The 20095-nt window shown below is 56.9% G+C and carries 33 protein-coding genes; 27 read left to right on the forward strand and 6 right to left on the reverse strand.

The genetic code is table 11. The annotated features are described in order from the left end of the window. Positions 1-25: 25 nt before the first annotated feature. Positions 26-952, reverse strand: a complete 927-nt coding sequence (locus G364_RS0104735; protein WP_019934009.1) for a hypothetical protein — start codon at positions 950-952, stop codon at positions 26-28. Positions 953-1036: 84 nt separating this feature from the next. Then, a complete protein-coding gene (locus tag G364_RS0104740) occupies positions 1037-1744 on the reverse strand; it encodes an XRE family transcriptional regulator (protein ID WP_156816444.1) in 708 nt (235 codons plus the stop codon). A 156-nt stretch (positions 1745-1900) separates the two neighbouring features. On the opposite strand from G364_RS0104740, the gene G364_RS0104745 reads away from it, so the two are divergent. The 12 genes from G364_RS0104745 (at position 1901) to G364_RS16995 (ending at position 8219) form a co-directional block, all read left to right on the forward strand. Beyond that, positions 1901-2152 carry a hypothetical protein gene (locus tag G364_RS0104745; RefSeq protein ID WP_019934011.1) on the forward strand — a complete coding sequence of 84 codons (252 nt, stop codon included), beginning with the start codon at positions 1901-1903 and terminating at the stop codon, positions 2150-2152. Between the two features lie 39 nt (positions 2153-2191). Further along, positions 2192-2728, forward strand: coding sequence for a phage regulatory CII family protein (locus G364_RS0104750; RefSeq protein WP_019934012.1), 537 nt, complete (start codon positions 2192-2194; stop codon positions 2726-2728). A gap of 11 nt (positions 2729-2739) precedes the next feature. Beyond that, positions 2740-2979, forward strand: a complete 240-nt coding sequence (locus G364_RS0104755) for a hypothetical protein (RefSeq protein ID WP_019934013.1) — start codon at positions 2740-2742, stop codon at positions 2977-2979. Beyond that, the gene (locus G364_RS0104760; protein WP_019934014.1) at positions 2976-3395 is read left to right on the forward strand and encodes a hypothetical protein; all 420 of its coding nucleotides are present in this window, start codon (positions 2976-2978) and stop codon (positions 3393-3395) included. Before G364_RS0104755 ends, G364_RS0104760 begins: the two co-directional genes overlap by 4 nt. Positions 3396-3448: 53 nt before the next feature. After that, positions 3449-3688 (forward strand): hypothetical protein, encoded by a 240-nt coding sequence (locus G364_RS0104765; RefSeq protein ID WP_019934015.1) that lies wholly within the window; start codon positions 3449-3451, stop codon positions 3686-3688. After that, positions 3685-3939, forward strand: coding sequence for a hypothetical protein (locus tag G364_RS0104770; protein ID WP_019934016.1), 255 nt, complete (start codon positions 3685-3687; stop codon positions 3937-3939). Before G364_RS0104765 ends, G364_RS0104770 begins: the two co-directional genes overlap by 4 nt. Then, a complete protein-coding gene (locus G364_RS0104775; protein WP_019934017.1) occupies positions 3932-4201 on the forward strand; it encodes a hypothetical protein in 270 nt (89 codons plus the stop codon). The genes G364_RS0104770 and G364_RS0104775 overlap by 8 nt, the downstream gene beginning before the upstream one ends. After that, a complete protein-coding gene (locus G364_RS0104780; RefSeq protein WP_019934018.1) occupies positions 4198-4434 on the forward strand; it encodes a hypothetical protein in 237 nt (78 codons plus the stop codon). The genes G364_RS0104775 and G364_RS0104780 overlap by 4 nt, the downstream gene beginning before the upstream one ends. Continuing rightward, positions 4434-6731: a replication endonuclease gene (locus tag G364_RS0104785; RefSeq protein WP_019934019.1), complete on the forward strand. Its 2298-nt coding sequence runs from the start codon at positions 4434-4436 to the stop codon at positions 6729-6731. The genes G364_RS0104780 and G364_RS0104785 overlap by 1 nt, the downstream gene beginning before the upstream one ends. Positions 6732-7084: 353 nt before the next feature. Then, positions 7085-7405 carry a type II toxin-antitoxin system TacA family antitoxin gene (locus tag G364_RS0104790; RefSeq protein ID WP_019934020.1) on the forward strand — a complete coding sequence of 107 codons (321 nt, stop codon included), beginning with the start codon at positions 7085-7087 and terminating at the stop codon, positions 7403-7405. After that, the gene (locus tag G364_RS16835; protein WP_019934021.1) at positions 7389-7967 is read left to right on the forward strand and encodes a GNAT family N-acetyltransferase; all 579 of its coding nucleotides are present in this window, start codon (positions 7389-7391) and stop codon (positions 7965-7967) included. Before G364_RS0104790 ends, G364_RS16835 begins: the two co-directional genes overlap by 17 nt. Positions 7968-8018: 51 nt before the next feature. Continuing rightward, a complete protein-coding gene (locus tag G364_RS16995) occupies positions 8019-8219 on the forward strand; it encodes a TA system antitoxin ParD family protein (protein ID WP_169336648.1) in 201 nt (66 codons plus the stop codon). 87 nt (positions 8220-8306) lie between these two features. On the opposite strand, the gene G364_RS0104800 is transcribed toward G364_RS16995, so the two are convergent. Beyond that, the gene (locus G364_RS0104800) at positions 8307-8486 is read right to left on the reverse strand and encodes a hypothetical protein (protein WP_019934022.1); all 180 of its coding nucleotides are present in this window, start codon (positions 8484-8486) and stop codon (positions 8307-8309) included. A 137-nt stretch (positions 8487-8623) separates the two neighbouring features. Between G364_RS0104800 and G364_RS16370 the strand changes: the two genes are divergently transcribed. After that, positions 8624-8908, forward strand: a complete 285-nt coding sequence (locus G364_RS16370; RefSeq protein ID WP_211212428.1) for a ribbon-helix-helix domain-containing protein — start codon at positions 8624-8626, stop codon at positions 8906-8908. 36 nt (positions 8909-8944) lie between these two features. Here the strand turns inward: G364_RS16370 and G364_RS17000 are convergent, their stop codons facing one another. The 3 genes from G364_RS17000 to G364_RS0104825 form a co-directional block, all read right to left on the reverse strand. Further along, positions 8945-9199, reverse strand: coding sequence for an ogr/Delta-like zinc finger family protein (locus tag G364_RS17000; RefSeq protein WP_019934024.1), 255 nt, complete (start codon positions 9197-9199; stop codon positions 8945-8947). Between the two features lie 83 nt (positions 9200-9282). Beyond that, a complete protein-coding gene (locus tag G364_RS16375) occupies positions 9283-10272 on the reverse strand; it encodes a phage portal protein (RefSeq protein WP_019934025.1) in 990 nt (329 codons plus the stop codon). Then, entirely contained in the window at positions 10269-12083 is a 1815-nt protein-coding gene (locus G364_RS0104825; RefSeq protein WP_019934026.1) for a terminase large subunit domain-containing protein, read from the reverse strand. Before G364_RS0104825 ends, G364_RS16375 begins: the two co-directional genes overlap by 4 nt. Before the next feature lie 176 nt (positions 12084-12259). Between G364_RS0104825 and G364_RS0104830 the strand changes: the two genes are divergently transcribed. From G364_RS0104830 to G364_RS0104895, 14 genes are all read left to right on the forward strand, one after another. After that, on the forward strand, positions 12260-13150 hold the full coding sequence (locus tag G364_RS0104830) for a GPO family capsid scaffolding protein (RefSeq protein WP_019934027.1): 891 nt from the start codon (positions 12260-12262) through the stop codon (positions 13148-13150). 9 nt (positions 13151-13159) lie between these two features. Beyond that, positions 13160-14215, forward strand: a complete 1056-nt coding sequence (locus G364_RS0104835) for a phage major capsid protein, P2 family (RefSeq protein WP_026344699.1) — start codon at positions 13160-13162, stop codon at positions 14213-14215. 4 nt (positions 14216-14219) lie between these two features. Continuing rightward, positions 14220-14933, forward strand: coding sequence for a phage terminase small subunit (gpM, locus tag G364_RS0104840; protein WP_019934028.1), 714 nt, complete (start codon positions 14220-14222; stop codon positions 14931-14933). A gap of 107 nt (positions 14934-15040) precedes the next feature. Then, on the forward strand, positions 15041-15499 hold the full coding sequence (locus tag G364_RS0104845; protein WP_019934029.1) for a head completion/stabilization protein: 459 nt from the start codon (positions 15041-15043) through the stop codon (positions 15497-15499). After that, on the forward strand, positions 15496-15993 hold the full coding sequence (locus tag G364_RS0104850) for a phage tail protein (protein ID WP_019934030.1): 498 nt from the start codon (positions 15496-15498) through the stop codon (positions 15991-15993). The genes G364_RS0104845 and G364_RS0104850 overlap by 4 nt, the downstream gene beginning before the upstream one ends. Continuing rightward, positions 15990-16685, forward strand: a complete 696-nt coding sequence (locus G364_RS0104855; RefSeq protein ID WP_019934031.1) for a phage virion morphogenesis family protein — start codon at positions 15990-15992, stop codon at positions 16683-16685. Before G364_RS0104850 ends, G364_RS0104855 begins: the two co-directional genes overlap by 4 nt. Continuing rightward, the gene (locus tag G364_RS0104860; protein WP_019934032.1) at positions 16682-17806 is read left to right on the forward strand and encodes a DUF2586 domain-containing protein; all 1125 of its coding nucleotides are present in this window, start codon (positions 16682-16684) and stop codon (positions 17804-17806) included. The genes G364_RS0104855 and G364_RS0104860 overlap by 4 nt, the downstream gene beginning before the upstream one ends. Continuing rightward, positions 17803-18258, forward strand: a complete 456-nt coding sequence (locus G364_RS0104865) for a DUF2597 family protein (RefSeq protein ID WP_019934033.1) — start codon at positions 17803-17805, stop codon at positions 18256-18258. Before G364_RS0104860 ends, G364_RS0104865 begins: the two co-directional genes overlap by 4 nt. 5 nt (positions 18259-18263) lie before the next feature. Further along, on the forward strand, positions 18264-18467 hold the full coding sequence (locus tag G364_RS0104870; RefSeq protein ID WP_019934034.1) for a TraR/DksA family transcriptional regulator: 204 nt from the start codon (positions 18264-18266) through the stop codon (positions 18465-18467). Positions 18468-18473: 6 nt separating this feature from the next. After that, positions 18474-18809, forward strand: coding sequence for a phage holin, lambda family (locus G364_RS0104875; protein WP_245541383.1), 336 nt, complete (start codon positions 18474-18476; stop codon positions 18807-18809). After that, positions 18796-19260 carry a glycoside hydrolase family 24 protein gene (locus G364_RS0104880; protein ID WP_019934036.1) on the forward strand — a complete coding sequence of 155 codons (465 nt, stop codon included), beginning with the start codon at positions 18796-18798 and terminating at the stop codon, positions 19258-19260. Before G364_RS0104875 ends, G364_RS0104880 begins: the two co-directional genes overlap by 14 nt. Continuing rightward, positions 19257-19679, forward strand: a complete 423-nt coding sequence (locus tag G364_RS0104885; RefSeq protein WP_019934037.1) for a hypothetical protein — start codon at positions 19257-19259, stop codon at positions 19677-19679. The genes G364_RS0104880 and G364_RS0104885 overlap by 4 nt, the downstream gene beginning before the upstream one ends. Further along, positions 19621-19815: an Rz1-like lysis system protein LysC gene (gene lysC, locus G364_RS17285; protein WP_425411218.1), complete on the forward strand. Its 195-nt coding sequence runs from the start codon at positions 19621-19623 to the stop codon at positions 19813-19815. The genes G364_RS0104885 and lysC overlap by 59 nt, the downstream gene beginning before the upstream one ends. Then, positions 19812-20075, forward strand: a complete 264-nt coding sequence (locus tag G364_RS0104895) for a putative phage tail assembly chaperone (protein WP_019934039.1) — start codon at positions 19812-19814, stop codon at positions 20073-20075. The genes lysC and G364_RS0104895 overlap by 4 nt, the downstream gene beginning before the upstream one ends. Positions 20076-20095: the final 20 nt, after the last annotated feature.

A 20095-nucleotide genomic window follows, 5' to 3' on the forward strand; every position in this document is an offset into this window, starting at 1 on the left:
ATATCGTCGGGCTTATCACTATGACTCAGGAAGCGTTTTCGGTTTCTGGAATGCAGACAGACTTCACCCAATCTTGAAGGTGCAACCGCTTCATACCTTCAGATTTAAGCATGGTTTCAATCTTCTTCTCGAAGTACCGATAAGACTTTTGCTTGCCTTCTTGGGCGCCGGTAATGCAATAGATCCCGTCAATACGGTGTCGTTCAATCTTGCCGGGGATAATCTTCACTCGCTCTCGGTCATCAGCATGGCGGTAAGTAAACTCAGTAGACGGGCCTTCTCCTTCCCAGAGGGTTTCAAAGGTTGTTTTATCATAACCAACAGTGAGTGAATGCAGAATAGAGGTATCACATTTTAGCGCCCGTTCAGCCCAGGGCCAGAAGGTGTCGGCAGCATACCCTTTCGACTTGAGCTGAGAAGATATATCATCTTTGCAATAGATTTTTTCCACTTCATTTGGTAATTCAAGACCATAAATGTAACGCTTACCATCAAACCCAATCATCAGTTTAGTGGGGATGATAGTGACTCTGCTTTTTCTGTTAAGGGAAAACTCGGTTTCCGGCCCTCTACCTTGCCAGCCGATGAAAAAATTACGTCCGTCATCAGAAGTATAGATCTGCCTCTGTTCCCAAGGCATGGGCGGTACGTCATACCAATCGTCGGTTAGCTCCGCTCCATAAGTTGGAGCTTGTGGAGATGAAGTTTTCACTTCGATGGTGAATTCTGACTTCGATGCAGACTGGCTATGAAGCGGGATAACACCGCTACCGTACTTTCGCTGTATTTTATCTTGTTCTTCAGGCGTGGCTTTGGACTTAGTCACCCATTCTTGCCATAGCTTGGGGTCATTCGCTACCTTTGTCAGCGTATTGCGATAGTAACTTTTTAGCCAGACTATCAATGCTATGGCAAGCATTATCAGAAAGAAAGAAACGAATACTCCAACCATACTTTTATCCTTTTTATCTTCTGTACTTCCTGTGCTCAACAATAGTGCCAATGATCACCGCATCACACTTACTCAAGCGAGCTATCAAATTTTTTTCCCCGTCCACCTGGCGATGATGCGTATGTCGTCGGGTTTGTTGCTTTGGGTCAGGTGGATCTCCCGGTAGGCCGGGTTGTCGCTTTTGATGTAGAGGCCGCCCATCAGGTCGGACTGCAGGCGCTTGATCAACAGCTGGCCGTTAAGGCGGAGCACGTACACGCTGTCGGGCAGGTTTTCTACTGCGTCTTCGGGCAGCATTTCTACCAGCGGGGTGTCGCCGTCTTCCAGGGTCGGGCTCATGGAGTCGCCCTGCACTTTGAGCACAGCCAGGCGTTTGCCAGAAAGGCCCTGGTCTTCCAACCAGGCGGTGGAGAACGGTACCCGGGCTTCCAGATGATCCCATTCATTATGAGCACCATTGCCGGCAGAGACAAAAACGTCGTAGCTATCTACCCAGAGCACTTTTGTTTGTGACTCGGTATCACTGCTATCTGCAGAACGACTACCTTGACCAGTAGCCAGCCACTTAACATCTACACCTGCGGCATTTGCGATAGCAATCAGCCGCTCCACATTGGGAGTTGACGCTCCTGAACGATACTTTTTGATAGCTGTATCGCTCAAACCACACCTAGCTCCGAACGAACGAGCCGATTCATCCCCCAGGATCAGTTCCATTCGTTCTGTAAAACCCTTCAGATCGAATGTGTCCATGCCTGCAGCAGCCTCTTTTGAACCCTCAAAGTTTGACATAGATCACACTTAGCGCCTTTCTGGTGACTATTGCGGTTTAAATGGTCTTGATGATCAAACCAAATGATCTAATAATCACTTCAAGCAAACGAATGAACCGCCAATTCAGTTCAAACAAGACCAACAAAGCGCAATAACAAGCAATAGGTGTCAATTATGACTCAAATAGCTATCCATTTCGACACACCCGTGGTCAGTGTTGACCGCTTTTGTGAGCTTTCGGGCATGACCAAAGCCACGGTGCAACGCCGTATTGAAGAAGGCCGCATTCCGGTCATGCCCAAACAAGGCAAGCGGGAGGTGGTAATGGTCAACCTGATGGCTCTGGCCATGCTGGGTGCCGAGCACTTCAAAGAGCACGTAGCCCCGCGCAAGCCGGGCCCCAGGTCGCGCCGGCCACAACCTTAACCCCTCACGCTTATTCAACCACGCCAAGGATGCCAACGAATGTTTAAGCCTCATTTGGATAAATACGGCACCGAGTTCCCCCACTGGGAATCCGCCGTGGCCCGCTTCAAGGCAGCGCACAACCAGAGTGAAGTTGCCCGCAGCATCGGAACACAGCCGCAATTGTGGATTAACAAGCTCTCCCCTGAGCAGAACGGCGAGCCCACGATAAAAAACGTGATTGCCGCCGCGCGGGTAACCGGGGATCACACCCTGGTGCACGGCCTGCTGCTGGAGCTGGATATGGCCGGCATTGCTCTGCCCAAGAGCAACCACAAAGGCAACGAACAGCCACTTACCAGCCAGGCACTGGAGATCACCGCCACCGCCGGCGAACTGGCACGGGATGCCATCGGCGCCCAGCAAGCCGGCCGGGTGTGCCAGCAGCGCCGCGACAACGCCGTGAGCAAGGCCACCGCCATGATGGGTGCTCTTGCCCTGTTTGTGCACAACGTAGAGAGCCGCTTTCACGCCATTCCCGGCATGACGGTCGCCATGGACACACTCACCACCAGTGCCGTGCCCGGAATTTCTTGAGGAACCACGCCATGACCATGATTAACACCGCCCGCCTGCTGCGGGTACACGCCCCGCTTTGCACCCCGGCACTGCGCCCGGAGGTGATCACCCATCGCAGCCGCCCCGGCTTTATTGAATGCCAGGATGGCAGCTGGATTGTGTTGCCTGTTCAGCACAACAGAAAGCAGCGCATTAACCGCCGTCGCCGCCTGTGGGACTGGATAAAACAAGTGCTGGGTAACGAAGCCACTACCGGAGGTGCCGCATGACTGCTTTTCACCCTATCACTCAGCCAGCCGGTGAACTGGCCATTAACCATATGCGCCACTTGCTGAAGCGCTGCCGCATTGCCAGCTGGTGGAGCAAGCAACCCAGAGCCGTGCGTGAAGGGCTGTGCCGTGCCGCTGCGCTTAAGCCGGCAGCGTATTGGAGCAAGCCACTGGAATCTATGAACGATGCCGAGCGCGAAGCCATCCGCCGCGCCGTAGTTGAGCTGAAAAATGCCCTGGGCAGCTTTACCGCAACCAACAGAAGCGAATGGCTGCATGTGGCGGATTACAAACACCCGGAGAGCGACGAAGAAAAGATGGAAGCAAAACAGGAAGCCGAGCGGCGACATGCCCTGCAGCAGCAGGCGCTGATGATTCAGCAACGGGCAGAAATGGTAAAGGCCGCCCAGCGGTAACTGAAGCGGCCTTAAAGGTGTGTATCCACGCCAATGAATAACACGGAGTAACTATGACACAGCTTAATGCCATTAGCCAGGTAGCCAACGGCTACCTAAACGAATTCAACCGCTTGGCCCGTCAGAACCAGGCCGCCGGCATGGAACTTCAAACCGAATGTGCACTGGAAGCACTGGCCGAAGTGGCGCACCGCTGCGGATATGACGCCCTGTATGAAGAAATTGCAGAGCGCAAAAATTCCCTCTGGCTGCATGCCCCCATGGCCACTATCACCGCAGGAGGTGCCGCATGACCCGCCACATGACCCGCTCAGAAATGGACGGCCTGCTTATCTTGATGCTGTTTTATGAGGCCCAGCGTATAGCCGCCATTAAAGATGCCCAGTTCTGGCAGCGCCGTGCCGACGAAAGCCGCCGCGCCTGGCTGCTGGATCAGGCCTTTGTAGAGCGTGAGGAAGCCGGCCTGTGGATGCAGGACGCTGAAAAATGGCAGCAGCACATTAACGATATCAAAGCCCGTTTGCTGGAGACCTGCCATGACTGAGCGTGAATTGTTCCGCCGCTTTTATCGTGCTGCTCGCCTTGATGCTCAAACCGGCATTGCAGACATAGAGCTGCGCCACGTCATTACCGAAGACGCCATTGACAGCGGGTTCAGCCCCGCAACTGTTCTTCAGATCCGTGCCGCCGCCCTTAATGCCAGCATTAACGCCATGCTGCCCGTGCGTGAACCCAGTAAGCAGAGCGTGGCCATTCAGACCATGGTGTTCACCTTTGGCCGAGTGACCAAGGGGGTGAATGCATGAAAGTGAAAGACCGCAAGCTGAACGCCACCGACCACCTTCGCGCCCATTGGCGGCACTGGCGGGAGTGCTTTGAGAAGAAGGCCGACCGGGCCCGGCTGCTGCTGGACCTGGGCACCATTCGCTCCATTTACTGGCAGGCACTGGGCCAGGGCATTTTGCCGGTGGCACGTGCCATCAGCGCCTGGTGGCGCAAAACCGCCAAACTTCACCAACTGGGCAACACCGTAATCTGATGACCTTTGCTTTTGCTAACCATGCGGCCGATGTGGCCGCTCTTTTTGCGCCTACCTCAAACGCCCACCGGGTGGCCGGCATTGATGTAGACAGCCAGCTGTACCAGGAGCACTTCCAGCAAGAGAACCTGAAGTGGGTTGAAGGCTTTCTGAGCCAGGTGGAAGATTACGCCGCTGGTGCTCTGTTCGCGCATTACCAGTACCGCCTGAAAAAGGGGCACAAACCCTCGGGCGTGAACACCTGGCTGCGCCATGCCGTGACCAAAATTAACGAACACGCCGCCCGCTTTCCCCTGCCCCTGCGCATGATCGCCAACGAACTTAACCGGGCCAGCATTGCCCGGCAGTGGGCCAACAGTGTGGCCATGATCATTCAGGAACAAACCCTCAACTTTACTCAGCAGGTATCGGCCCGGGAGTTGCTGAAAGCCGCCATGGAGCCGGCCAACCGCTGGGGCATTTCTCCGGTGCTGCCGGTATTCAAAGGCGAAGCCACCGATGCCCAGCTGGACATGGCCGCCAGCGCCCTCGCCCGCCTGCAAGATCCGGAATGGTGGAAACGCCAGATCACCAAAGCCTGGCGGCGCTATACCGAACATGTGGCCATTCTGGTGGGCAAGGTGCGCCGGGGCGTGAGCGCCTATGTATCGCGCCGCGCCCTGCAGGATCACCAGGAGCGCAAACGCGCCGGTGCCGCCTGGCTGCAAACCATGTATGCCATTAACGAAGAGCTGGAGCTGGAAATCCCCCTGGCCGAGGCGGTGAAGTCCAGCGTGTCCAACCCCGAGATCCGGCGCGTGGAGCTGATGGTGCGCATGCGCGGCTTTGAAGATTTAGCCGAAGAACAAGGTCTGGTGGGTGAGTTTTACACCTGGACCGCGCCCAGCAAATACCACGCCTGGACGGTGGTGGATAACCGCAAAAAGGCCAAGAACGGCGAGAAGCTGGAGAACTGGGTAAAGACCATTTCCAACAGCAAATATCAGGGCTACACCCCGCGCGAAACGCAGGCCTATCTTTCCGCCCAGTGGAACAAAGCCCGCGCCAAGCTCGACCGGCTGGGCGTGCGCCGCTTTGGCTTTCGGGTGGTAGAACCGCACCACGACGGCACCCCGCACTGGCACCTGCTTATTTTTGTGCATCCCAGCCAGCGCCGGCTGTTGCGCTCGGTGCTGCGCCAATACGCCATTGAGCACGACCGTGAAGAGCTGGGCAAAAAGGGCTACCGCGCCCGCTTCGACTGGAAAGAAATCAAAAGCGAGCTGGGCAGCGCCACCGGCTACATTGCCAAGTACATCAGCAAGAACATAGACGGCTTCAAAATGGACTGGGACGAAGAATCCCAGGAAGACGCCGCCACTTCAGCCACCGCCGTGGGTGCCTGGGCCAGCCTGTGGAACATTCGCCAGTTTCAGCAAATTGGCGGCCCCAGCGTGGAAGTATGGCGGCAGCTGCGCCGGCTGCGCAGTGCTACCCAAAACCCCATTATGGAGCCGGCCCGCCAGGCCGCCGACCGGGCCCGCTGGGCCGAGTTCGTCACCGCCATGGGTGGCATTGATGCCCAGCGCAAAGACCACCTGATCAAGCTTGCCCACATTATTCAGCCTGCCGCCAGTAAATACGGCGAAGACGTAGCCCGGTTGTTTGGCCTGCGCACCGCCGACGTCACCATCAGCGTGAATGGTGTTACCACTGGGGTAATGGTGGGTGTGTCCGAGCTCCAAACACGGCACCAGGGCTGGACCTTGTCACGGACGGGTTTGGGCGAGCGCAGCGAGCTGCCCTCAAGCGGCGGCAGCCGCGCCCCTTGGAGTTCTGACAATAACTGTACGGAGGATCAAAAACCGGCAGGAAACGATCCGCTCAGCCGCGAGCTGGCCATGCTCGGCCTGGACGAGCGAGACAAAAAACTCCTGCTGACCGGTGCAGTTATCGAAATTGATGGTTTATTCATCAGCATTCGCAACGGCAGCCTGAACACCAGCCGCCAACGCCCAGGGCTTTGGCGACCGGAAGACCCCGTTGCCATAGCGGAGGCCAACGAGTTCGCCGAACTGGAGCACGAACGCACCCGGGAACTGGCCGCTCAATACCGGCTGCAGGTTGCTCAGCTACTGGATGACGGCGGCAGCCTTAAAGACTGGATGGCCGGCATTCCCGAGCAGCACCTGCCGCTTGCCCTGGAACAGGCCGACGCCCTGCTCGACAAGATTGAAAGAGAAGCCCGCCGCACGCAGCGCCCAGAGCCCATGTGCCACGAAGACGACTTTGAAGACTGGATGAACGAACTTTGCTAAAGCCCGTCACTACAACCCATCCGTACAATACCCGTACAAAGTCGTTGATCTTGAGTGCTCTCATAGCTATAGTTTGTGTACGGTTATCAGACGGACAGCTCACACCCCTGACTCAGTTAGTGGCAGTGGCTAGTCCCCTGAAAGCTGTGTTTACAATGGAGTAACTTTTTCTACATTGAGAAGTAACTACAACCAGCACAAAAAGTGCTTTTTTCAAGGAGCAAAACATGGAACTCAACTTTTCGTTTGCAAGGATAAAATTATTTTTAATCTTATTTGAACCCAACAAATGGATTCTAAATAGATCCTAAAAATAGAAGGAGATTATCAGACCAATATACGAGGTATTTATTATGGCAACTGTTGCACTGAGAAGAAGTAGTTCTACTCCTGCACTGCCTAAAGCTAAAGATAGCAGGATAGAGCTAAAAACCAACCAGATGGTCAAAGAGACTCTTAAAACTGCGGCTGCATTCAGTGGTGTTGATTTAACAGCTTTCATTATTCAAGCAGCGTCCGAGAAAGCCCGTCGATTGCTGCTGGAAAGTCAGATTACAATGCTTTCAGCTGAGGAATTTGAAAAAGTGAACGCTCTTAATCAAGCTAACGATGCTCCAACAGAAGGGTTGATTGACCTCATGTCCGGAGAACTTTTTAATGAGCGTAAAGAGTGATGTAAGTCAGGAAAAAGAAGTAAATTTCGAGATCAAGGCCTTCTCGAATGAAAAAAAGAAAGACCTTAATGGTTTTGACTGTGGTGATAAAATCCTTAATAACTGCCTGATCAATGGTAAGATTAAGGAATTGACAAATCAGAACATTATCACTTGCATGTTACTGATGGACCTTAGTAACTCCAAGGTTGTTGGTTTTTATACTCTTAAAAACCACTCATTAGCTCGCGGTGACTTTGAAATTACGGGTAAATATCAAAGTATTCCTGTGACTAAACTTGATATGCTTGCTGTAGATAAAATTTATCAAGGTCAGGGATTAGGCATCAAGCTACTGAGGCAGGCCATTTCCAATGCTTTGGAAGCATCAAAACATGTGGGCTCTAATGGCATTTATCTTGAAGCCGTAGAAGATAAAGTCGAGTTCTATAGCAGGTTGGGTTTTACTGTGATAGGCGAGGCAAAAACTCATAGTAGTGGTAATAGCCTCGTGCCTATGTATCTGTCTATGCTGAAAGTAAGGGCAGCTGTGAGCCACAACAAAAAAGAAAATGTGGCTTAATTGATGAGGGGCGCACCAGGCCCCCTTTTTACCATCGCCCAAGGGTATGAAATGGCCAAATCAATCAGACTGAGTGACGACCTGCTCGTTTCGATAGAACATACGGCATCATCAACTGGTCGTTCGCCATCAGAGCAGCTCAAATATTGGGTGGCCATAGGCAGGACTGCCGAAGATAACCCCGATCTCCCCTTCAGCTTTATCAAAGATGCCATTGCAGGCCAGCCAGGAAATGTAGGTCGGAATGATTAAAAATCACTCTAGACGTACATTAAAGCTGCAATAAACTTAAAGCCTGTCGATTTCAGAGAACGACTATAACCAAGAACTCAAGGTGAATTATATTTCGACAAAAATGGCGGGGGCCTTGCTGCCTTCCTTAACCTTTTTCATGGACTGCTCGGCAAGGGCGTCAAGGTCTTGCTCAGATACCCGGGAAACAAACACAGGGATACGCTTAGCCTTCCGCTGCTGCGGAGCTTTTAAGCATTTCACATGGGCTTTGTGGGTCTTAAGCATTATACACCTATAAAAATCATAAACTTAGGCTCACTAGAACCGATGTACTAATTTTATCACAAGCCCCTGTTCACTGCCAATAAGCGGCAATAATGACCAATAAGTCCAGCGGCCACACCATATGGAGAGAGCTGATCATGAGTAATAAATCACAAGATACAATGACGCCGGATCTCGACCTGCAATGGGAAACAGGAGCACTTGGGCAAGACGAGGAGTTCGCCAAGGTATCCAGCCAGTCAACAGACCAAAGCATCAACGAAGCACTGGGCCTGGAGCTGGTCTCAATCCGTCTCGAAAAGGAATTAACTGAAGACCTGAAGAAGATCGCTGAGCAGAACGGCATCAGCTATCAGCCGCTGATCCGGCAAGCCATCACCCGTTTCATAGAAGCAGAGAAAAAACGCCCAGAACAGGCTTAATTCCACCGTTATTTCACACCAATGATAAAGGGGCGCTTATCGCGCCCCTTCCAGTTCCCTTAATAAATCTTGTTGTGCCCCCGGTGGCAGTGCCCTAGCTAGGTGAAATGCCATCTGGCTGGTCGTTTTGGCGCTGGGGCTAAGCGAGTGCCGGTAGCCAAAGCTGGCCACCCAGGTGTGGCCGCATTCGGCATCATTGCACTGACAATACAGCTCGGTGTAATCACGGCTCAAGCGGTTGGTTTTGGTGATCCGCCCCTTGCTGTCACACTCTCTGCAGTAAACGCGCATGTGTAATTATCCCCTGATTAAACATGCACTTATTATACGTTATCTGGTATCGCCCGGCATCATACCACTGGCTGTTTATCCAGTTATTCCAGCACAAATTCCAAGGCCAGCCGGGCCGGAATATCCGGATCCGAGTTCACTTCATCAGCAATCAGCTCACACAGCGGCAGCACCTCGTTACGGGTGTAGACGGTATCGGTTTTTTCCGGGTCGCCCAGGCCGGCGGCGTTGCTGGGAATAATGCCCGCCTGCCCCGGCGGAAACCGGTGTGCGGTAAGCACGTCCTGAGCTGAAATGTTCTTGATGCGGTCAAAGTCGTCCTTGGTGGCAATGTCTCCCACCGGGATCAGCTTCACCCCGTCCGGGTTACCGTTGGGAATATTGATAAACAGGCTGCGGAAGTTGCCCACCCCTTTGGAGCTTTGAATTTTGCTTTTCAGATCTTCTTCCTGGCTTTCGCTCAGGTTCGGGTCGGTGGCGTAGAAAATAAAGCCCATGTGCGCCCCGTTCTGGTAATAGCGCCTCCGGAACAGGGTAGCGTCCCGGTTCAGCAGCGCCGACTGAATGCCACCCAGGTAATCCGGCAGGCCGTAAATCTGCTGCCGTGGATCATACTGCGACAGGTAAATCACATCTTCCTGCCGGTAATGCAGTTGCTCATTATTGGCCCGCAACAGCCGAAAGTCGCCGCTCTGGTGCCGGCGCAGATACATGGACGGCAGCGGATGCAGCCGCACCACCCGGCCCAGGCCGTTACGTATCTTCAAAAAGGCTGCGTCACCGAACTGGATCAGGTCATGCACAAAGGCCTGCATTTGCCGGCGCTTCAGCCCGGCTCCGCCCTTGAAGCGGCCGGCCACCATATTGCGGCGGGCGTAAATCAGCGCGCCGTGGTGGGCGTTGGTGTTGGCGATCTGGGCCAGTCCCTGCCGGCTGATGGGCGTGCTCCAGTAGTCGGCATAATGGTCATAAAACAGTTCGGTGTAATCGGTCAGCCAGCGGTTGGGCTCTATCGCTTCCGGCTCGCCAAAACTAAAGGCGATCAGATCTTTGGATTGGTTGGGTTCGCTCATTTTTGAATAGCCCAGGTTGAAGTGCGTTTGTTCGTATGGTCCAGCGGCTCATTGATCACCGCATGAGAAATGGCAAAGAAGTCGTCAGCGTGGCCGGTGGTGGCATCCCGCCCGGCCTTAAAGGTCATGGCATTGCCGCTGCCGGTGGTGGTGCGCTTGATGGCCATAAAGGCAAGCGGAATATCTTTCAGCAGCCGGTCCCAGCTGATGCGCCCCGCCTCCACCACGTCGATCATCTTCAGCACCAGGCGGTTTTTGCTCTCTACCGAGTAGTGAATGGCATGGGCCTCGCGGGGGAACTTGGTCTTAAGCAGGTCAAACACGCCGGCACCGATGCCGGTAATGTCCACGCCAATGTAAGTCACCCGATAGCGTTTAAAAATCTTGGCGATTTCCGCCACATGGTGCTGAAAGTTCAGGCCTCGCCAGCGGTGCCGCTCCAGCACCCGGAACGGCTCACCGCTAAGCAGCGGCGGAGCCACCACCACCAAAGTGGCGTTGTCGCGTGTGCGGCTGGGGTCATAGCCCAGCCACACTTCCCGGGTGCCGAACGGCCGGGCCGCCCGTGGGTCGAAGTCTTCCCACAGTTCGGTGTCAACGCCGCACCCTTCCAGCTGGCCAAACTTGAACACGCTGGCTTCGTCGTCCACGAACTCGCACATGAATAGGTTACGGAATACCTCGTCGGCGTATTCGTCCCGCAGCTCGTCCACATCAATCAGATTGCAACCACTGGCCACGGCATCCTCCACCGTAATGGCATAGCGCCATTGCCGGTCCGGACACACCCGGCCGCCGTCGCGGTAGTCATCCAGTGTGGGGAATTCCACGTCTTTGCGGCTGTCTTTGCCGTTCTTCCAGTCGTCCCCGGTCCAGAAGCCATAGCCCGGATGGGCCTTGGCCGAGGGCGTGGAGAAATAGGTTTTACGCCAGCGGGTTTGCGTGGCCATGGCCGACGCCACGTTGGAAAGTTTGGTAAAGCCCGGGATCCAGAAGTATTCGTCTATATAGACGTTGCCGCTGCGCGACTGGGCGCTGTTGGAGTTGGTGGAAAGAAAGTGCAGCTCAGCGCCGTTGCTCAGGATTATCGGGTTGCCCGACAGCTCTACGTTCAGGAACTCCCGGGCAATATTAATGATGTAGGAGCGGAACACCTCGGCTTGGGCACGGGTGGCCGACAGAAATATCTGGTTGCCGCCGGTCAGGGCAGCGTCTTCCAGCGCCTCGCCGGCAAAGTAATACGTCATGCCAATCTGGCGCGACTTCAGAATATTGCGGGTGCGCGGCACCTCCGGATCGTGCATGGCCTCGCGGCAGCGTAGCTGATAGCCAAACAGGGTATCCAGAAACGGCTGAAAGTCTTCCGGCAGCAGCTCGCCCACGTTGTTTTTGGGTGTTTTGCCTTTTTTACCCTTGCCGCCCTTGCTCTGGCCACCGCTCTTGCGGCCTCGCCGTGGCTCCGGTGGTTCATCGCCGGCAGCAATGGCCGCTTCCCGCTCTTTCAGCCCCACTTCCTTTTCGCGCAGCTGCAGCAGCTCTTTCTTCAGCCGCACATGCTGGCTGATCAGCCGGTCCAGTTCGTCCAGCTCGGCCTGGCTCTTTTTCTCCCGGTTCAGCAGCAGCTGCACCCGCAAGGCAATGGCATCCTCCAGCTGAATTTCCGACAGCAGCGAATCCCAGGCGTATTTTTCCACCCACTGATACACCACCCGCACCGAGTTCAGGCTGAGTTCCTGGGCAATTTCCCGGGGCAACCAGCGCTTTAAATACAGCCCTTTGGCGGCGTTGCGGATTTCTTCTGAGTAAGCCATTGCGTTCCGTGGTCATGATGAATGCGGCCATCATACCCACCCGGACACCCCTTCTATGCCCCTGAAATTCCTAGAAATTCCGATAATTCAAAAATCGGAATTGAGCGGAACCGCGGCAGATGAAATTGCCGCCGCAAGGCCCTAGCCTGTCGCCATTACAGAACACGAGCAGGCAAATGAAACCCGATTCACGGTTACGCACAGGCTGGATTTGTATTGCCACCGAAGGCAACAGCATTGACGGGCGTTATATCTCCCGCGAATGGCTCACCGATATGGCCGAGACCTACGATCCCGACCACTACACCGCCGTTATCTGGCCGGACCATTATCGCTGGTCAGCCATGGGCAGTGTTGAAAGCCTCAAGGCCGAGGAAGTAGACGGCAAGATGAAGCTGTTCGCCGTGCTGCGCCCGAACCGGGATCTCATCTATTACAACCAGATCGGCCAGTACCAGTTCTGCAGCATTGAACCCAAGGAGCAATTCGCCGGCGGCGATAAAACCTATCTGATAGGTATGGGCGTGACCAGCGAGCCGGCAAGCACCGGCACCACCCGCATGCAGTTCAGTGCCAATGGCAAAGAGCACAACAAGCTGATTGGCCAGAGCGAGCCGTTCAACCTGAAAGAGCTGGCCGACCGTGAGCAAGAAGTGGGTATGTTCAAAAAGTTTACCGCCTGGCTAAAAGGCCAGGAGCAAGAGCCCCCTGCCCCCACCGATAACACCCCTGAGGATCCAGAAATGGACAAAGAACAGTTCAACAAGATGCTGAGCGCAATTGAAGGCATCGCCACCAAACAGGGCGAGCTGGAGACCAAGATTGAAGCCTTCAGCAAAAAAGAAGATCCGGCTCCGGCCAATGAGCCTGAGCAAAAGCCTGAGCCCGAGCAACCCGCCACCAACGGCATCACCACCGAGCAGTTCACCAAACTGCTGAATGCCGTAGAAGGCGTGGCCAGCAAGCAGGGCGAGCTGGAAACCCAGTTCTCCAGCCTGCTGAAAGAGCAGCCCGGCCAAATCCCCGGCGGCGCCCCCGCTGGCGGCGACATTTATCACCTGGTTTAAGGAGCAAGCATGAGCCAGATCCTCACTGCCCAGGCCGCCGCCATGCTGAAGCAATATTGCTCCCGGCTGGCACAGGGCTATGGCATCGATCCCCAGAGCCTGAGCCAGCAGTTTTCTGTCACCGGCCCGCAGGAAACCCGGTTACGACAGGCGCTGCTGGAATCCGTCGACTTCTTGAACCGCATCACTATCGCCGACGTGGACCAGATCAAAGGTCAGGTGGTGGACATGGGCATCAGCAGCATCCACTCGGGCCGCAAGGCCTCAGGCCGCTTCTTCAAGGAAGTGGGCGTGGGTGGCCACAGCTATGAGCTGACCGAAACCGACTCCGGTGCCCTGTTGCCCTGGTCTACGCTGGCCGTCTGGGCCAACGCCGGCAATGAAGGCGAGTTTCTGCGCCTGGTTAACGAGTTCATTAACCGCACCTTTGCTCTGGATATGCTACGCGTCGGTTTCAACGGTAACTCCATTGCCGCCAATACCGACCCGGCCAAAAACCCGCTGGGCCAAGACGTAAACAAGGGCTGGCAGCAACTGGTGAAGGAGTGGAACGGTGGCTCCCAGATTATCGGCTCTGCCCAGGACAAGGTGTATTTCGACCCCGATGGCGGCGGCGACTACAAAACTCTGGACGCCATGGCCTCTGACCTGATTAACAGCACCCTTGATCCGGCGTTTCGCAGCGATCCGCGCCTGACCGTAATGGTAGGTGCCGACCTGGTGGCCGCCGCTCAGGGCCGGCTGTATCAACAGGCCGACAAGCCCAGCGAACAGGTGACCGCGCAACAACTGGCCACCAGCATCGCCGGCCGCCCGGCTATCACGCCGCCCTTCTTCCCGGGCTCCCGAATGGTAGTGACCATTCCGGCCAACCTGCACCTGTACACCCAGCGCGGCACCCGCCAACGCAGTGCGGCTCACAACCAGGATCGCAAGGGCTTTGAAAGCCAGTACTGGCGCATGGAAGGCTACGCCGTGGGCGAATACCGCGCTTATGCCTCTTTTGATGAGTCAGGTATGGAGATTGGCGCAGCTCCGGCCACAGATCCGGCACCGGCAGGCTAACTGAATGAGCACTCCGGCCCAGCGTCATCGTGACCGGCACCGCGCCCGGCAGGCGGCAGAAAAAGCCGCTACCACCGGCCAGGCCACCGGCGACATTGCTCATAGTCTGCACCTGCAGCTGCTGGCACTGGAGCAGGACGAAAAGCGACTGAAGACGCTGGATCGCATCAGCGACAAGGTGGCCCTGAAACGCGAGCTGCTGCCCAAGTACCGCCCCTATGTGGAGCAGTACCTGGCTGCGGAAAAGAGCCACCAGAACCCGCTGTTCGCCACGCTGATCGTCTGGCTGTTTGACCTGGAAGAGTTCGAGCAGGCACTGGACTGGGCCGAAGTGGCCATTGCACAAGGCCAGCACACGCCCACCCGTATGAAGCGCGACTTCCCCCACTTTGTGGCGGACACCGTGCTGGAGTGGGCCGAGCAGCAGGCCGCCGAGGGCCAGGCCGTAGAGCCCTATTTCAGCCGGGTGTTTGCTCATGTGGCCAAAGACTGGCGGCTGAACGAAAAGCTCACCGCCAAATACTTCAAGTTTGCCGGGCTGCTGCTGTTGCGCGACGCCACCGGCGAGCCCAGAGCCAGCGCCGTGAGTGACCCGGATGTGCTCGATAAAGCCGACGCCCTGCTGGCCAAGGCACACGAATGGGATCCGGTGGGTGCCCAGGTAAAAACCCACCGGGCCAGAATTGCCATGCGCCTGCGGGCGCTTGAGCAAGACTAGCTCCACGCCGCCGCGCCCCGGCGGTGCGGGAACAGCCAAGGCCATGCCTTAAACGCTGTTGCCCAACACCGTGGCCAGGGGCGCACCTATTAACCAAGAGGGCTGCCATGTTCAGCGGAAACAGCACCGATTATCAGCAGAGCACCATCACCAACGATGGCTTCTGGCCCGACATTGAAGTGGGCGACTTTGAGCGCGACCGCGCTATGCCCGCCGATCTGCAGCCTGCCACGGTGGCTGCTGCGGTGCTGTCTGCGGTGGCCCAGGTAAACCTTGAGCTGGTGTTTACCAAATCAAGGCTGCTGGCCGAGGGGCACGGCAATGCCGCCGCCGTGCCCGGCCCTTCCGTGGGCACACAGAACATGCTCACGGCGCTTTATCGCCAGGCGGTGTTTGCCCGTGCCAAGGCCGATTTGGTTACCGAGGCCGGCAGCCTGAGCCAACGCGACACTGGCAATAATCAGGCCACCCAGAGCGGTGATGTGCGTGCCGCCCTGCTGGCCGAAAGCCAGCAGCACATTCGGGCCATCAAGGGCACTCACCGCTGCGGGATTGAATTGCTATGAGCCGGGGCTACTACCTGCATCAGCTGAGCACCGCCATCAAGGACGTGCTGCCGGCCAAGTGCCGCAAGGGCTTTGATGCCTGGATGCAGAACGGCACCCTGCAGCTCACTCCCGACGATGGCGGCACCGGTGTGGAGCTGGCCCGGCTCAACTACCAGGCGGTATTTATGGTGGAAGACCTGCCGTTCCGCGAACTGGATCCGGCCGTGGTGCTGGCCACCGTGGCCGCATGGCTGCAGGACCACGACACAGATCGCGAACGGCTGGAGCTGCCCGACCCCGATTACGACGTGGAGCCCATAGACGAGCACAGCGCCGACCTCACCATCAGCGTGCTGTTTTCCGAGCCCCTGCTGATGGTGCCCGACGCTGCTGGCCCCATCCGCTACGGCGGCGAACGCTACCGCCTGGCCCCCTATGAGATCTGGGTGGCGGAGTACGGCAAGTTGTGGGTGAACGAAAACGGCCCCTGGCCGCTGGCAGGTGATGTGTGATCCGGTTCGACCTTGATGTGTTGCCCATTACCGACCGGCTCAAGCTGGCCACCATGCCCGCCAAAAAGCGCACCCGCTTTTTGTGGCGCTTGGGCAACGAGCTGAAAAAAGCCTCTGCCCGTAACGTGCGACAGCAACGCACCCCGGAAGGAAAGGTCTGGGCACCGCGCAAACGCAAGCCACGCAAGGGCGGCAAGAAAAAGATGCTCACCGGATTGCCGGGATTGCTGGCCATCGACAACACCGCCATCGACATGACCCTGCGTTTTCGTAAGGGAAAAATGCCGGTACATGCCGGTGTGGTAGGCAGAACGCACAACGACGGCATGAGCCAGCGCCGTACTGCCGAGCAGGCCTCACGCAACAAGCCGCGGCAAGAGCCGGATACTGCCACCAAGGCCCAGGCCAAGCGGCTGCGTCTCTTGGGCTACCAGCGTCGGGGCAAGCGCGGCAAGTACATCAATGCATCCAGCAAATGGATTCAGGAAAACCTCAGTTATCGCCAGGCCGGGATGCTGATTAAAAAGCTCAGGGATGAGCCGGTAAAACGCAGCTGGGACATTGAACTGCCTGCACGTCAGTTTATGGGAGCCAATGAAGCCGAGCGCGCCAAAATCATCCGCCGGGTAATGCAGGGCATTGGCTACGGCTGGAACGTGAAGAAACAACAAACCAAAGGGGCTAGTTCATGATCCCAACTATCCAGATTAACAACCTGAACCAGATGCAGGGCCCCACCGAAGAGGTGGAGCGACATTTCCTGTTTGTGGGCCAGGCCACCAAGAACAACGGCAAGTTGCTGTCCATTAACACCCAGTCAGACCTGGACGATCTGCTGGGCGTTAACGCCAGCCAGCTGAAAACCAACATCAAGGCCGCCATGCAGAACGCCGGCCAGAACTGGAGCGCCCATGCCCATGCGCTGGCTCTGGGGGAAGACTGGACCGACGCCGTGCTGGCCGCACAAAAGGTCGCATCCTTTGAGGCGGTAGTGCTGCTGGAGCCGGTGACCACCGCCGAGCAGATTAATGCCGCTCAGGCCTTGCGCAACCAGCTGATTGCCACCTGGGGCCGCTGGCAATTCATGATCCTGGCCACCAACGGCATTGTGACCGATGGTGTGGATGCCCAAGACTGGCCCGCCTATGAAGCGGCCATGGTGACGCTGGCCGATGGCATTGCCGCCGACGGCGTGATGCTGGTGCCCCAGTTGCACGGCAACAATGCCGGCGTAATGGCCGGACGCCTGTGCAACCGCGCGGTGACCGTGGCCGACACCCCCATGCGGGTGAAGACCGGGGCTGTGGTCGGTTTGGGCCCGGCACCGGTCGACAGCAACGGCACCGGGCTGTCTCTGGCTACCCTGCAGACCCTGGAAGCGGCCCGCTACTCCGTGCCCTGGTGGTTCCCGGATTATGACGGCGTGTACTGGGCCGACGGCAACATGCTGGACGTGTCCGGTGGTGACTACCAGGTGGTGGAAAACCGTCGGGTGGCCGACAAGGTAGCCCGCAAACTGCGCATTCGCGCCATTGGCCGCATTGGTGATCGCCAGCTCAACAGCACCCCGGGCAGCATTGCCGCCGCCAAGCTTTATTTCATGCGCGATCTGCGTGTTATGAGCAAGTCGGTCACCATTGCCGGTGTCACCTTCCCCGGCGAAGTCATGCCCCCCGACGATGGCGATATCGCCATTGAATGGCTGAGCAAGTACGAAGTGGCCATCTACGCCATGGTGCGCCCCTACGACTGCCCCAAGAAAATCACCATCAACATCATCCTTGATCTCAGCAACCCGGGAGACAACCAATGAGCCGCCGCATTTCCGGTATGAACTTTGACGTGGAAATCCTGGGCACCATGATCCACGTCGAGAAAGCCACCGTTACCATCAACGACAGCACCGCCGCTGCCCAGACCCGGGGCATTACCGACGGTTACGTGGATGGCGACGTCACCGCCGACGTGGAATATGAACTGGATACCAAGAACTTTAACCTGCTCAGCGACGCGGCCGCCGGCGCCGGTTCGTGGCGGGGCATTGATCCCCACGATGCGCTGTTCTACGCCAAGGCCGACAAAGAAGAATTCCGCATTGAAGCCTTCGGCATCAAGCTGCAGATCTCCGACCTGCTCGATATAGACGGCAAGGGCGGCAGCAAGCAGGTGCACAAGATTAAGGGCTTTGTCACCGATCCCGAGTTCGTGCGCATCAACGGCGTGCCCTACCTCTCCGCTGACGATACCCGTCACCTGATTGGATAACCGCCATGGATGCCATTGACCGCGCCAATGACATGAGCGACTGGCTGCTGGCCCAGCAGCTGGCCGCCCAGACCGGCCACCACTGTACCGCACCCAGCCGCCACCAGTGCGAAGAGTGCGACGACCCCATCCCCGAGGCCCGCCGGGCAGCCCTGCCCGGCGTGACCCTGTGCGTGGGCTGCCAGACCCTGCTGGAGAAAAGACGCTGAAGCGCCATGGAAATAAACCCTATGCCCTATAAAGACCCGACTATCTGGACCCTTCTGCTGGCCTGGCTGGCAGATAACTGGCCCACACTTTACGGCTTTATCCTGGCCGTGCTTACCGCCTGGCTGCGAGTGACCTACAACGGCGGAACTGGCCGGCGGCGCTGGCTGGAAGCGTCGCTGGTGGGCGCTATTACCCTGGCCTTTATCAGCGGTTTTGGCTGGTTCGGCATTCCCAGCGAAGCCGCCGGCTTTATCGGCGGCATGTTCGGCCTGTTCGGAGTAGAGAAAATCCGCGAACTGGCAGAACGCATGATGGGAGGAAAACTCAATGGCCCGCATTAACTGCAGTCGTAACCTGTCCGCTTTTCTGGATGTTCTCGCCTATGCCGAAGGCACCATTGGGCGGGGTGATGATGGCTACAACAAACTGGTAAACCCGGCCGGCTTCTTCGCCAGCTACGCCACCCATCCTAACCAACGGGTGCAAGTACGGCCCGGCCTGGTAAGTACCGCCGCCGGTCGCTACCAGCACCTGTCTCGCCACTGGCAGCACTATCGCCAGCTGTTACAACTGCCCGACTTCGGACCCGAATCCCAGGACCGCTGGGCCATCCAACTCATCCGTGAACGCCGTGCTCTGGAAGACATCGAAGCCGGTCGCATTGAGCTGGCCATTGCCAAATGCCGAAATATTTGGGCCAGTTTGCCGGGAGCCAATTATCCGGGCCAGCCCATGCGCCGATTGCCGGTGCTACTGGCCAAGTTCACCGAATTCGGTGGGGTGCCAGCATGAACAAGCTAACAAAGTTCCTGCTGATCATGGTTGCCGTATTGCTGTTCGTAGCATGGCAGCAACAAGCCATGGTGGAACGACTGACTGAACGATTGGGCAAGTCCGAAGCCCGGGCCGAACTGCAAACCAGCCTCACCCAAGAGCTGCAGCTGTCCCTGAACAAAGCACAGCAAGAGCGGCAGCAGGCACACCGCCTGCTGAAGGAACAACAGGGCCGGCTGCAGCAAGCAGATACCAGCACCAGGAGCAAACGAAATGCCGTGCAACAACACCTTGCCACTCTGCCGCCAAGCCGCCCGGACTGTAGTCGCGAGCCTTTGCCTGCTGCTGTTATCGGCCTGCTCAGCACCGCCGCCACAGGTGATCATCAAGCCGGTACCGGTACTGCCGCCACCGGGCCTGATGCCGGAGTGCCCTGAGCCCGTTTTTACCGGCACCACCTACGGCGAGGCGGTGGCCTTTATTCCCGATCTGCAGGGTGCTCTGCGCCGCTGCCAAATACAAATCGACACCCTGGAGCAATGGCTCCTTACCCAAGAAGGAATCGCACAATGAGCAAGCAAATCATCACCCTGACCGTTAACGGCACTGATCTGGCGTTTGAGCCCACCACTCAAGCGTACAACAAGTACATCAACGAACTGACCATGGATGACAAGGTCGCTCCGGCACACAACTACCTGAACCGGGTGGTCACCGCCGACAGCAAGGACGCCCTGGCCAAGCTGCTGAACCTCACCGGTGCCGGCCTCAAGATCGCCGCCAAGGTCAACGAGGCGTTCGTACCCGAGCTTGAGATCAGCATAAAAAACTGACCCGTCGGGTTAACGCGATA

Origin of the sequence: Oceanimonas smirnovii ATCC BAA-899 (genome assembly GCF_000381965.1) — a bacterium.
Taxonomy (GTDB): Bacteria; Pseudomonadota; Gammaproteobacteria; order Enterobacterales; family Aeromonadaceae; genus Oceanimonas; species Oceanimonas smirnovii.

Bases quoted from the DNA above. Each gene is read 5' to 3' on its own strand.
- G364_RS0104735 (WP_019934009.1), bottom strand. From the start codon at position 952: ATGGTTGGAGTATTCGTTTCTTTCTTTCTGATAATGCTTGCCATAGCA.
- G364_RS0104740 (WP_156816444.1), bottom strand. From the start codon at position 1,744: ATGTCAAACTTTGAGGGTTCAAAAGAGGCTGCTGCAGGCATGGACACA.
- G364_RS0104745 (WP_019934011.1), top strand. From the start codon at position 1,901: ATGACTCAAATAGCTATCCATTTCGACACACCCGTGGTCAGTGTTGAC.
- G364_RS0104750 (WP_019934012.1), top strand. From the start codon at position 2,192: ATGTTTAAGCCTCATTTGGATAAATACGGCACCGAGTTCCCCCACTGG.
- G364_RS0104755 (WP_019934013.1), top strand. From the start codon at position 2,740: ATGACCATGATTAACACCGCCCGCCTGCTGCGGGTACACGCCCCGCTT.
- G364_RS0104760 (WP_019934014.1), top strand. From the start codon at position 2,976: ATGACTGCTTTTCACCCTATCACTCAGCCAGCCGGTGAACTGGCCATT.
- G364_RS0104765 (WP_019934015.1), top strand. From the start codon at position 3,449: ATGACACAGCTTAATGCCATTAGCCAGGTAGCCAACGGCTACCTAAAC.
- G364_RS0104770 (WP_019934016.1), top strand. From the start codon at position 3,685: ATGACCCGCCACATGACCCGCTCAGAAATGGACGGCCTGCTTATCTTG.
- G364_RS0104775 (WP_019934017.1), top strand. From the start codon at position 3,932: ATGACTGAGCGTGAATTGTTCCGCCGCTTTTATCGTGCTGCTCGCCTT.
- G364_RS0104780 (WP_019934018.1), top strand. From the start codon at position 4,198: ATGAAAGTGAAAGACCGCAAGCTGAACGCCACCGACCACCTTCGCGCC.
- G364_RS0104785 (WP_019934019.1), top strand. From the start codon at position 4,434: ATGACCTTTGCTTTTGCTAACCATGCGGCCGATGTGGCCGCTCTTTTT.
- G364_RS0104790 (WP_019934020.1), top strand. From the start codon at position 7,085: ATGGCAACTGTTGCACTGAGAAGAAGTAGTTCTACTCCTGCACTGCCT.
- G364_RS16835 (WP_019934021.1), top strand. From the start codon at position 7,389: ATGAGCGTAAAGAGTGATGTAAGTCAGGAAAAAGAAGTAAATTTCGAG.
- G364_RS16995 (WP_169336648.1), top strand. From the start codon at position 8,019: ATGGCCAAATCAATCAGACTGAGTGACGACCTGCTCGTTTCGATAGAA.
- G364_RS0104800 (WP_019934022.1), bottom strand. From the start codon at position 8,486: ATGCTTAAGACCCACAAAGCCCATGTGAAATGCTTAAAAGCTCCGCAG.
- G364_RS16370 (WP_211212428.1), top strand. From the start codon at position 8,624: ATGAGTAATAAATCACAAGATACAATGACGCCGGATCTCGACCTGCAA.
- G364_RS17000 (WP_019934024.1), bottom strand. From the start codon at position 9,199: ATGCGCGTTTACTGCAGAGAGTGTGACAGCAAGGGGCGGATCACCAAA.
- G364_RS16375 (WP_019934025.1), bottom strand. From the start codon at position 10,272: ATGAGCGAACCCAACCAATCCAAAGATCTGATCGCCTTTAGTTTTGGC.
- G364_RS0104825 (WP_019934026.1), bottom strand. From the start codon at position 12,083: ATGGCTTACTCAGAAGAAATCCGCAACGCCGCCAAAGGGCTGTATTTA.
- G364_RS0104830 (WP_019934027.1), top strand. From the start codon at position 12,260: ATGAAACCCGATTCACGGTTACGCACAGGCTGGATTTGTATTGCCACC.
- G364_RS0104835 (WP_026344699.1), top strand. From the start codon at position 13,160: ATGAGCCAGATCCTCACTGCCCAGGCCGCCGCCATGCTGAAGCAATAT.
- gpM (WP_019934028.1), top strand. From the start codon at position 14,220: ATGAGCACTCCGGCCCAGCGTCATCGTGACCGGCACCGCGCCCGGCAG.
- G364_RS0104845 (WP_019934029.1), top strand. From the start codon at position 15,041: ATGTTCAGCGGAAACAGCACCGATTATCAGCAGAGCACCATCACCAAC.
- G364_RS0104850 (WP_019934030.1), top strand. From the start codon at position 15,496: ATGAGCCGGGGCTACTACCTGCATCAGCTGAGCACCGCCATCAAGGAC.
- G364_RS0104860 (WP_019934032.1), top strand. From the start codon at position 16,682: ATGATCCCAACTATCCAGATTAACAACCTGAACCAGATGCAGGGCCCC.
- G364_RS0104865 (WP_019934033.1), top strand. From the start codon at position 17,803: ATGAGCCGCCGCATTTCCGGTATGAACTTTGACGTGGAAATCCTGGGC.
- G364_RS0104870 (WP_019934034.1), top strand. From the start codon at position 18,264: ATGGATGCCATTGACCGCGCCAATGACATGAGCGACTGGCTGCTGGCC.
- G364_RS0104875 (WP_245541383.1), top strand. From the start codon at position 18,474: ATGGAAATAAACCCTATGCCCTATAAAGACCCGACTATCTGGACCCTT.
- G364_RS0104880 (WP_019934036.1), top strand. From the start codon at position 18,796: ATGGCCCGCATTAACTGCAGTCGTAACCTGTCCGCTTTTCTGGATGTT.
- G364_RS0104885 (WP_019934037.1), top strand. From the start codon at position 19,257: ATGAACAAGCTAACAAAGTTCCTGCTGATCATGGTTGCCGTATTGCTG.
- G364_RS0104895 (WP_019934039.1), top strand. From the start codon at position 19,812: ATGAGCAAGCAAATCATCACCCTGACCGTTAACGGCACTGATCTGGCG.